The 10,247-nt window shown below is 61.3% G+C and carries 6 protein-coding genes and 1 tRNA gene; 4 read left to right on the top strand and 3 right to left on the bottom strand.

Annotated features, from left to right (window positions below):
- Positions 1–2: 2 nt before the first annotated feature.
- Positions 3–2,297: an arginine/lysine/ornithine decarboxylase gene (locus tag P1U55_RS14285; RefSeq protein ID WP_301048296.1), complete on the bottom strand. Its 2,295-nt coding sequence runs from the start codon at positions 2,295–2,297 to the stop codon at positions 3–5.
- A 174-nt stretch (positions 2,298–2,471) separates the two neighbouring features.
- Complete coding sequence (locus tag P1U55_RS14280; protein WP_301048295.1) at positions 2,472–3,476, bottom strand: MBL fold metallo-hydrolase; 1,005 nt, start codon at positions 3,474–3,476, stop codon at positions 2,472–2,474.
- A gap of 114 nt (positions 3,477–3,590) precedes the next feature.
- Here P1U55_RS14280 and P1U55_RS14275 point away from each other — a divergent pair.
- Positions 3,591–3,664 (top strand) — tRNA-Gly (locus P1U55_RS14275).
- A gap of 13 nt (positions 3,665–3,677) precedes the next feature.
- Here the strand turns inward: P1U55_RS14275 and P1U55_RS14270 are convergent.
- Entirely contained in the window at positions 3,678–4,520 is an 843-nt protein-coding gene (locus P1U55_RS14270; protein ID WP_301048294.1) for a GH25 family lysozyme, read from the bottom strand.
- A gap of 151 nt (positions 4,521–4,671) precedes the next feature.
- Between P1U55_RS14270 and P1U55_RS14265 the strand changes: the two genes are divergently transcribed.
- The 3 genes from P1U55_RS14265 to P1U55_RS14255 all read left to right on the top strand — a co-directional run.
- Positions 4,672–6,468, top strand: coding sequence for an ABC transporter transmembrane domain-containing protein (locus P1U55_RS14265; protein ID WP_301048293.1), 1,797 nt, complete (start codon positions 4,672–4,674; stop codon positions 6,466–6,468).
- Between the two features lie 175 nt (positions 6,469–6,643).
- Positions 6,644–8,527, top strand: coding sequence for an acyl-CoA synthetase (locus P1U55_RS14260; protein ID WP_301048292.1), 1,884 nt, complete (start codon positions 6,644–6,646; stop codon positions 8,525–8,527).
- Positions 8,528–8,955: 428 nt separating this feature from the next.
- A partial coding sequence (locus P1U55_RS14255; protein WP_301048291.1) for an NAD(P)H-dependent oxidoreductase subunit E occupies positions 8,956–10,247 on the top strand: 1,292 nt, incomplete at its 3' end.

Below are 10,247 nucleotides of genomic sequence, written 5' to 3'. Positions count from 1 at the left end.
CCCTATTCGGCCACGCAATCGGCAAAATACATCATCTGCCCACCCTCGCCCTTTTCGCGGACCAGCCCGTGAATGTCGGTCTCAAAACCGGGGCAGGCGCGGGCAAATTCACGGTTGAAGCGCAGGTAATCCACGATCTTGGTGTTAAACACCTCACCGGGGATCAGCAGCGGAATACCGGGTGGATAAGGGGTCACAAGGCTGGTGGTGATCCGCCCTTCCAGATCGTCAATCGGCACCCGCTCGGTCTTCCTTTGCGCGATATGGGCAAACGCCTCGGCAGGGGTCATCGCCGGAAGATGATCGCTCAGGTAAATCTCGGTCGAAAGCCGCGCCACATCATGCTTGGCGTATTGCTCATGCACGGTCTGGCACAGGTCTTTCAGCCCCATCCGGTCATATTGGGGCTGGGCGGCGCAAAATTCCGGCATGATCCGCCACAGCGGTTGGTTGCGGTCATAATCGTCCTTGAACTGCTGAAGCGCGGCCAGCAGCGTGTTCCACCGGCCCTTGGTGATGCCGATCGTGAACAGGATGAAAAAACTGTAAAGCCCGGTCTTTTCCACCACAACGCCATGCTCGGTAAGAAACTTCGAGACAATCGAGGCCGGGATGCCGCTCTCCTCGAAACGCCCGTCAAGGTTGAGGCCCGGCGTGATGATCGTTGCCTTGATCGGATCAAGCATGTTGAAGCCTGGCACCATATCGCCAAACCCGTGCCAGCTATCCTCGCCGCTTCTGAGCACGCCGTCGGCATCGGTTTTGCGCAACACCCAATCGCGGGTCTGGCCCATGCCATCGCCATCGGCGTCAAAGTCGGCCGGCCCCCACACCTGAAACCACCAATCCTCGGCGCCGTATTCCTCATCAACCTTGGCCATCGCCCGGCGGAAATCCAGTGCCTCAACGATGCTCTCTTCCACCAGTGCGGTGCCTCCCGGCGGTTCCATCATTGCGGCAGCCACATCGCAGCTTGCGATGATCGAATATTGCGGGCTGGTCGAGGTGTGCATCAGGTAGGATTCGTTGAACAGATGGGTGTCGAGCTTCATCTCCTCGGCGTCCTGCACCAGCACATGGCTCGCTTGGCTGATCCCGGCCAGCAGCTTATGCACCGATTGCGTTGCGTAGGTGATCGAGTGCTTGGTGCGCCCCCGCTTGCGCCCCATCGCATGATAGGTGCCGTAAAATGGATGAAACGCCGCATGTGGCAGCCATGCCTCATCAAAATGCAGGCTATCCACATAGCCATCCAATGCGTGTTTCACCTCTTCGGTGTTATAAAGCACCCCGTCATATGTGGATTGGGTCAGGGTCATGATGCGCGGCTTCACCTTGTCGGCGTCCACCCCCTTGAGCAGCGGATTGGCGCGGATCTTGGCCTTGATCGCTTCCGGCTCGAACTCGGCGCGCGGGATCGGCCCGATGATGCCCCAGTGGTTGCGCGTGGGGCGCATGAAAACCGGGATTGCCCCGGTCATGATGATCGAATGCAGGATAGACTTGTGGCAATTGCGATCCACCACCACCACATCACCGGGCGCAACCGAATGATGCCAAACCATCTTGTTTGAGGTTGAGGTGCCGTTGGTCACGAAAAAGCAGTGATCGGCGTTAAAAATCCGCGCCGCATTGCGCTCCGAGGCGCCGATTGCGCCGTTATGATCGAGCAGTTGGCCCAACTCTTCCACAGCATTGCACACATCGGCCCGCAGCATGTTTTCACCGTAAAACTGGTGATACATCTGGCCAATCGGGCTTTTCAGAAAGGCTACACCGCCCGAATGTCCGGGACAGTGCCACGAATAAGAGCCATCCTCCGCATAATCGAGCAGCGCCTTGAAAAACGGCGGCTGTATCCCCTCAAGGTAACTCTTGGCCTCGCGGATGATATGGCGGGCGACAAACTCGGGCGTATCCTCGAACATATGGATAAAACCATGCAGTTCTCGCAGGATATCGTTGGGCAAATGGCGCGAGGTTTTGGTTTCGCCATGAACGTAGATCGGCACATCGGGGTTTTTCCAGCGCACCTCCTCGATGAAGGCGCGCAGGTTCACCACGGCCGGGTCCAGATCAGGACCGGGTGAAAACTCCTCATCGTCAATCGAAAGCACGAACCCCGAGGCGCGGCTTTGCTGCTGGGCAAATTTCGACAGATCGCCATAACTGGTGACGCCAAGCACCTCGAAACCCTCGGTTTCCAGCGCGTCGGCCAGCGCCCGGATGCCCAGCCCCGAGGTGTTTTCAGACCGGAAATCCTCGTCGATGATGACGATGGGGAAGCGAAATTTCATACATATCTCCCAAGGGTTGGCTTCGGCGTCACATCGGGTTTTGTGCTGCCGTTTCGTCAAGCGGTATCGCTAAGTTGTCGTGCGTGCCATCGCTTTAGCCACGCGGTTGCCCATCCGGCCTCACCAGCATGACACACTCCCCCATAGTGGCAAGCACATCGCCCGTGCAGCCCGCTAGGGCAGGGGGTGCTCTTCATGCTGATGCACGTCACCGGGGGCCAGTGCCACAAACCGCTTGGGATCAATCGCCCGCCCGGCCAGTGCCGTGGCCAGCAATTCCAGCGGCTCTTCGCGCGCCTCATCCGTCAGCTGGAAAGTGCCCCAGTGAAACCCCAGCGCCTGCGCCGCCCCCACATCCTCAAAGATCTGCACCGCTTCCTCCGGGTTCACATGCTGTGAGCGCATGAACCAGCGCGGCGCGTAGGCTCCGATCGGGATCAAAGCGATGTCAGGTGCGCCATGGTGGGCGCGGATGCCGCGAAAGACCGCGCCATCGCCATACCCTGTATCCCCGGAAAACCATATCTGCGCCTCCGGGGTTTCGATCCAATAGCCGCACCACAGCGCCATCCGTCGGTCCCGAAGGCCACGTGATGACCAATGGTTCGAGGGGGTCAAATGCGCCTTCAGCCCCGCCGGCAGAGCAATCGCCTGTTCCCAATCCCCCTGTACTACCCGCGCCTCCGGAACGGCCCCGCGCAATGTGACCTCGGTGCCAAGCGGCATCACCATCAAGGGCGCGTGTGCGGCGTGCAACCGGCGCAGGGTGGCAAGGTCAAGATGGTCGTAATGATTGTGGCTCAACAGCACCGCATCAATCGGCGGCAAATCATCAAAGGCGATGCCCGGTGCCGTTACCCGCCTTGGCCCGGCAAATTGCACCGGGCTGGCCCGGTTTGACCACACCGGATCGGTCAGTAGGTTTACCCCGGCCAGTTGGATCAGCATCGTTGCGTGCCCCACCATGGTGATGCGCGGCGCGGTGCTGCGCTCGGGTGGCACCGCCGGGGTGATCGCCACCTCCTTGGGCCACTTGGCCCGCTTGGCGCTCCACTGCCAGCGCAGCAAGTCGCCCAGCGATTTATCTGTTGTCGGCTGCCCCGGAGAGTGAAACCGAAGCCCGTCAAAATGGTCACTCACCGGGCCGTTGTAATACCTGTTGCCGCGCATTCTTTTCATCCTGATCCCGCTCCGCCTGCCATTTCGGGGCGCAAAATTCCGCGCCCCGAAGGCTTTGCTTTCGACAGCCCCTTGACCGCCAATGCCCTATGAAATACCCACGCTTACGCTACTGCGGGCGTTGTGTAGTGGTAAGACCTTAGCCTTCCAAGCTAATGACGCGGGTTCGATTCCCGCCGCCCGCTCCAAGCTCCCCCAACCTTACCCCTGCCGCCTTGAGGCCAGCCATGCTTGCCAGTCGCGCAGACTGCCACCAAAGGCGTTCAGGTCTACCTTCCCGGCCACGCCCGGCACCACGCCGGTGCCGCTGTATTGCCAAAAGCTCCAGCGCTCGCCGGGGTAATGCTCAGACGGATGTGCTGAAACCGCCCGCAGGAAAAACTCCTGCCCGCGCATCTGCCCCAGCCCATTTTGCTCATAAAATTCCGGGGTGGTATAAACCACCGGCCTCGTGCCGTAATGCTGCGTGATGATGCGTGAGAAGTCGCGGATCGAGGCACGCACCTTTGCAGGCTCTGGCCTTGCGGTGCAGGTCGGTGAGAACGGCGTCCACTCCATATCCAGCACCGGCGGCAAATCCCCCTTCCGGCGCGGCACATTGCGGATAAACCACTGCGCTTGCTCAACCGCATCCCGACAGAAATAGAAAAAGTGATAGGCCCCCACCGGCACCCCGGCAGCCCGTGCCGCAGGCGCGTTGAGCGCATAGCCGGGGTCCAGATGATCACCGCCCTCGGTCGCCTTCAGCCAGGCAAAGCGCACCCCGGCGCGCCGCGCCGGAAGCCAATCAATCGCCCCTTGATAGCGCGAGGCATCAATGCCGTGAACGGTGTAATCATCGGGGCTGCGCGCGCCCCACTCATGCGGATCACGGTCGCCAAATCCCTTTGGGATCCCCGGAGCGCGGCTTGATGACACATAGGTCTCGGTCGACGGCGTGCCTTGCGCCAGCCGCGGCGCACCCGGCTCTTGCCTTGGCGCTTGGCCGCTGCACCCGGCCACCGCCAGTGCAAAAGCCACCACCACAATCCCGCTTGCCCGCATCGCCTGACCCCTTCCTCACACTGCCCTGCACCAGCCTAGGGCGTTTTTTCTTCCATTGCACCCCAGCTCGCACCGCCTGCGCGGCAGAATGCCCCCCTTGTGGCACAGGCCTCGGCCCGATACTGCATCCGCACGAAATAAGGGAAAGACCATGGCCCGCGCACCTGCCAACAGCACCGAAGACCGCCCAGCCTCCAAGCGCATCGGCACGCTGCGTGCGCTGACGCCCTATTTTGTGCCCTACAAGCTGATGGTCATCGCCGCGCTCTGCGCGCTGGTGCTCACCGCTGGTGTTTCGCTGGTGTTGCCTATGGCGGCCCGCCGGGTGGTTGATAATTTTGGCACACAGGATGTGTCCCTGCTGGATCGCTACTTCTTTGGCGCGGTCTTCGTGGCACTGGTTTTCGCGCTGGGCACGGCGCTGCGCTATTGGCTCGTCACCCGGTTGGGCGAACGTGTGGTGGCCGATATCCGCTGCGCGATTTTTGACCGGATGATCGGCATGTCCCCCGCTTACTATGAAAAGCTGATGACCGGCGAAGTGCTGTCGCGCATCACCACTGATACCACGCTGATCCTGTCGGTGATCGGCTCCTCGGCCTCATGGTTCCTGCGCAATATCCTGCTGTTCGTCGGCGGGCTGATCCTGATGTTCTTCACCTCGCCCAAGCTCACGCTGATGGTGCTGGGGATCATCCCTGTGGTGATCGTGCCCATCCTCGTGCTCGGCCGCCGCCTGCGGGTGCTCTCCAAGGAAAACCAGGACTGGATCGCGGCCTCCTCCGGCAATGCCTCCGAAGCGCTGCTCGCGGTGCAAACCGTGCAGGCCTTCACCCATGAAGCGCCTTCCCGCGCCACCTTCGCCGATGTCACCGAAAAGAGCTATATCGCCGCGAAATCGCGCATCAATGTGCGCGCCGCGATGACGGCCGTGATCATCTTCGTGGTGTTTTGCGGCATCCTCGGGGTGCTCTGGATCGGCGCGCGGGATGTACGCGACAGCGCGATGACAGCCGGCGAACTTGTGCAATTCGTGATCTACGCGGGCATCATGGCAGGCTCTGTTGCGGCGCTTTCGGAGATCTGGGGCGAATTGCAGCGCGCCGCCGGGGCCACCGAGCGGCTGATCGAGCTGCTGGTTGCCGAAGACAGCGTCCAAGACCCGGCACAACCCTTCATGCTGGAAGAGCCGGTGCGCGGTGCGATCGGCTTTCAGGACGTGGTGTTCCACTATCCAACCCGCCCCGATGAGGCTGCTTTGGGGGGCGTGTCCTTCAACATCGCACCGGGCGAAACCGTGGCGCTTGTCGGCCCTTCCGGCGCTGGCAAAACCACGATCTTCCAGATGCTCCTGCGGTTTTATGATCCCGCCTCGGGTGAAGTGACCCTCGATGGTGTGCGGCTTGATGCGATGACCCGCCAGGCGCTGCGCAGCCACCTCGCACTGGTGCCGCAAGACCCGGTGATCTTTGCCGCAACCGTGGCCGAAAACATCCGCTTTGGCCGCCCCGACGCCGCGATGGAAGAGGTTGAGGCCGCCGCCCGCGCCGCCGCCGCGCATGAGTTTATTTCCGAGCTGCCCGAAGGGTATGGCACCTACGTTGGCGAGCGCGGTGCCATGCTGTCTGGCGGGCAGAAGCAGCGCATCGCCATTGCCCGCGCCATCCTGCGCGACGCGCCAGTCTTGCTGCTTGATGAGGCCACGTCCGCGCTTGACGCCGAAAGCGAACGCGCCGTGCAAGAGGCGGTCGAGGCGCTGTCAGCCGAGCGCACCACGCTGATCGTTGCACACCGCCTGGCAACAGTGAAAAAGGCCGACCGCATCCTGGTCTTCGAGAAGGGGCAGGTGGTGGCCGAGGGTACCCATGAAAGCCTCGTTGCCCAAGGCGGCCTTTACGCCCGCCTCGCGCGCCTTCAGTTCACCGAAGGGTTGGCCGCAGCAGAATAATCCCCGCATCCGCGGCAAAAACGGCAGGCCACTGGCCATAGAGCGTTTTTCGGGGTGTTAAATGCTTTCTCCGTCACGTCATTTTGCTGCCCCGCTTGAACCTTCCGCCTTTCCCCCGCACAATCGGGCCAATCAGCCTGGCAAAACCGGGCGATGACAGGGGAGGAGACCGGTCATGAGCTTCCAAAACACTGACGATCTGCGGAAAATCGAAGGCGAAATGCCTTGGGAAGAGCGCGACGTTGCCAAAACGATGTATGAGTTCATCTCGCGCACAAAGGCAGCCTACGGTTCGCGCCCGGCGGTCACCTATCAGTTTTTCTCGGGTCCGAAAGACCCTGCCGAAACCCTCACCTGGAACGAATTGCACGCACAGGTCACGCAGGCCGCCAACATGTTTCGCGCCCTTGGTGTGGGTGAAAAGGATGTCGTCGCCTATCTGCTGCCCAACGCCACTGAAACTGTGGTGACACTGCTTGGTGGCGCCGTTGCCGGCATCGTCGCCCCGATCAACCCGCTGCTGGAGCCTGATCATATCGCCGCGATCCTGCGCGAAACCGGGGCCAAGGTGCTGGTAACGCTCAAGCCATTCCCAAAAACCGATGTGGCCCAAAAGGCCGCCGAAGCGGTGAAATACGCGCCCAATGTCACCACCGTTCTAGAGGTTGATCTGCTGCGCTACATGACGGGGCTGAAGCGGTGGATCATCCCGTTCATTCGGCCCAAGATTGAGGTCACGCATCACGCCAACCACCTTGATTTTCATAAGGAACTGGCCAAACAACGCTCCGATGGCCTGGAATTCCTCGATCCGCCCGAAGACCGCGTGGCTGCCTATTTCCACACCGGCGGCACCACCGGGATGCCCAAAGTGGCACAACACAAGGTCTCCGGCATGGTCTACAACGGCTGGATCGGTGACACGCTGCTGTTTGGCCCCGAAGACAACACGATTTGCCCGCTGCCGCTTTTCCATGTGTTTGCCGTCCACGTCATCCTTATGGCGGCGGTCTCCTCGGGGATGCATGTGATCTTCCCCACGCCCGCAGGCTATCGCGGCGACGGGGTGTTTGATAATTTCTGGAAATTGATCGAGCGCTGGAAGGTGAGTTTTATCATCACCGTGCCCACCGCGCTTTCGGCGCTGATGCAACGGCCCGTTGATGCCGATGTGAGCAGCGTGCGAACTGCGTTCTCCGGTTCTTCGCCGCTGCCGGTCGAACTGTTCAACCGCTTTGAAAAGGCAACGGGCGTTGAGTTGGTTGAGGGCTACGGGCTGACAGAGGCCACCTGCCTTGTCGCCTGCAATCCACCGGATGGCAAAAAGAAGATCGGATCGGTTGGCCTGCCGCTGCCTTATTGCGAGGTCAAAATCCTGTGTGATACCCCCGATGGCCGCAAGGAATGCGGAGTCGATGAGGTGGGCGAGATCTGCATCTCCAATCCTGGCATTTTTGCGGGCTCCACCTATACCGAGCAGGACAAGAACCACGATCTGTTTCACGACGATATCTACCTGCGCAGCGGCGATCTGGGCCGGATTGACGAGCAGGGCTACGTCTGGATCACCGGCCGCGCCAAAGACCTGATCATCCGGGGCGGCCACAATATTGACCCCGCAGAGATTGAAGAGGCGCTGGCAGGACACGAGGCGGTGGCCTTTGCCGGGGCCATCGGCCAGCCAGATGCCCATGCAGGCGAGTTGCCCTGCGCCTATGTCGAGCTGGTGGATGGCGCAGAGGTGACCATTGACGAACTCATGGAGTTTGCGCGCGCCAATATCCACGAACGCGCCGCCTATCCCAAGCACCTCGAAATCCTTGACGAATTGCCAAAAACCGCTGTTGGCAAGGTCTTCAAACCAGACCTGCGCCGCATGGCGATCACCCGCATCTACAACGCGGCCCTCGCCGAAGCCAATATCGCGGCCGAGGTTGCTGTGGTGGTTGAAGATAGAAAGCGCGGGCTGGTGGCGCAGTTGCGTAAGACCGGTGAGGTTGACGAAGAGGCCCTCACCCACACGCTCGGCAATTTTACCCGTCCCTGGGAATGGGCCTGAGCGCATCCAATTGAGCGCCTGGTAGCGCGCATCTTTGTTTGATTGGGCCAAAAGTGGCCGGTGCAGCGCATCGCAGCGCCGGGTGCTATGGTTTGCTGATTGTGGGATCGGATATTTACAGCAAGAAAATGAGCAAGGTTTTGCGATAAGGATAAGAGAAGGAAGAACCCCGCCGCCGGGACGGTCGAGGACCAGCGACAGCGGGGCATTTACTTACACGGCCATCGGCTTCCCAGCCTGTACCGTGGGTCTACTTTGGTGCGTTAAGGTTAATGCTGCGTTACCGCGCTGCTGGTATTTGCGGCGGGGGCTGTTCTTTGCAAAGTGCGGGAAAGTGACGTTTCCGGCGGGGTGAGGGTCGTCTCGGGCCTGTCCTGTTTCTGTGATCGTGCGATAAAGGGGGCAAAACAGGAGGGGAGGCAAGAGCGATGAACCGGATGAAGCAGCAGGTCGCCCGCCGTGATGCCAGCCAGCCCAAGGGGCGGCAGGTGGAGGAGGACGCGCTTGAGGCCGTTGCGGGGCTGCTTGGCGAGATGCCGCGGCGGCGCGACATGCTGATCGAGGCGCTGCATCTCATTCAAGACCATTACGGCCACCTTTCAGCGGGCCATCTCGCGGCACTGGCTGATCTGATGCGCCTGTCGCAGGCCGAAGTTTATGAGGTGGCGACCTTTTATCATCATTTTGATGTGGTGAAGGAGGGGGAGGGTGTCCCCGCCCCGGTCACGATCCGGGTGTGCGAGAGCCTGTCTTGCGCCATGGCCGGGGCCGACGCCCTTATCGAGACATTGCGCAGCACGACTGACCCGGAGCGCGTGCGCATCCAACCTGTCCCCTGCATTGGCCGCTGTGCCGCAGCCCCGGCGGGGCAGGTGGGCAAGCGCGCGATTGACCATGCCACGGCTGAGCGGATGACAGACGCGGTGACGCAGCCGCTTTCGCCGGTGATACCGGGTTATCAAGGGCTTGCCGCATACCGTGATGAGGGCGGCTACGAGGTTTTTGAGCGCATTCGCAGCGGCGAAATCCACCCAGAAGGCGCCATAGAGGCCCTTTCTGATGCAAGCCTGCGCGGCCTTGGCGGGGCGGGCTTTCCCGCAGGGCGCAAGTGGAGCTTTGTGCGCGGATATGCAGCCCCCCGTTTGATGACCGTCAACGGTGACGAGGGTGAGCCAGGCACCTTCAAGGACCGCTACTGGCTAGAGCGCCAACCGCACCGGATGCTGGAAGGCGTGTTGATCGCCGCCCATGTCGTTGGTTGTGAGAAAATCTACATTTACATGCGCGATGAATACCCTGCCGTGCTGGAGATCCTGCGCGCCGAGGTGGCGGCATTGGAGCACGCCGGCCTTGCGCATGTGCCGTTTGAAATCAGGCGCGGGGCAGGGGCCTATATCTGCGGCGAAGAGAGCGCGATGATCGAAAGCATCGAGGGCAAGCGCGGCCTCCCGCGCCACCGCCCGCCCTACATTGCCGAACACGGCCTCTTTGGCCGCCCGACGCTCAACCACAATGTCGAAACCCTGCTTTGGGTGCCTGATATCCTGCGCCACGGGGCCGCGTGGTTTGCTCAAGAGGGCCACTCGGAGGATCACAGCGGGATGCGCAGTTATTCGGTGTCGGGGCGGGTGGCCGAGCCGGGTGTCAAACTCGCGCCAGCGGGCATTCCGTTGCAGGAGTTGATTGATGAGCACTGCGGCGGAATGGCCGAGGGCCACCA

The sequence above is a fragment of the Vannielia sp. genome, from assembly GCF_029212645.1.
Classification (GTDB): domain Bacteria; phylum Pseudomonadota; class Alphaproteobacteria; order Rhodobacterales; family Rhodobacteraceae; genus Vannielia.
The sequence above is the reverse complement of the archived record's forward strand: the minus strand, read 5'-3'. Positions and strand labels throughout refer to the sequence as shown.

What these genes read in the sequence shown, in the direction of transcription:
- P1U55_RS14285 (WP_301048296.1), bottom strand. Translation starts at nt 2,297, where the DNA reads ATGAAATTTCGCTTCCCCATCGTCATCATCGACGAGGATTTCCGGTCT.
- P1U55_RS14280 (WP_301048295.1), bottom strand. Translation starts at nt 3,476, where the DNA reads ATGAAAAGAATGCGCGGCAACAGGTATTACAACGGCCCGGTGAGTGAC.
- P1U55_RS14270 (WP_301048294.1), bottom strand. Translation starts at nt 4,520, where the DNA reads ATGCGGGCAAGCGGGATTGTGGTGGTGGCTTTTGCACTGGCGGTGGCC.
- P1U55_RS14265 (WP_301048293.1), top strand. Translation starts at nt 4,672, where the DNA reads ATGGCCCGCGCACCTGCCAACAGCACCGAAGACCGCCCAGCCTCCAAG.
- P1U55_RS14260 (WP_301048292.1), top strand. Translation starts at nt 6,644, where the DNA reads ATGAGCTTCCAAAACACTGACGATCTGCGGAAAATCGAAGGCGAAATG.